General features: G+C 66.1%; 1 protein-coding gene. It reads right to left on the bottom strand.

Going from position 1 to position 386, the window contains the following annotated elements:
• Nucleotides 1-291: glycosyltransferase family A protein (locus tag AC0IYH_RS29740; RefSeq protein WP_471837669.1), on the bottom strand; the 291-nt coding region annotated here is incomplete at its 3' end.
• Between the last annotated feature and the right edge of the window lie 95 nt (nt 292-386).

Here is a 386-nt window from a genome sequence, read left to right on the forward strand (position 1 = left end):
GAGCACGCAGTCGTCGTCCGTCATCGCGACGATATCTCCGCGCACTCGTGACAGTCCGGCATTGCGCGCGCGCGCCAGTCCTGGTCGGGGTTCGTCGACGACCGTAACCGGAAAGCACTGCCGGGAACGCCACGCCGCCAGACGCGTGAGCGTGTCGTCGGACGATCCGTTGTCCACGACGACCACCTCGAAGGCATCGAACCCGGCCGCCGCCCGCGTGATCGAGGTCAGCAAGCGGTCGAGCGATGCGCCGCGATCGCGCGTGCAGACGAGGAGGCTGACCTGGATCATCGCACCCGGTGCGACAGTTGTGGCGATCCTCTGGTCCACGCCTCGATATAGGAGGAGAGCTTCCCGTATTCGTTGTCGAGCGCGATGTGCGGGAT

It is taken from the genome of Pseudomonas sp. AC463 (assembly GCF_979253585.1).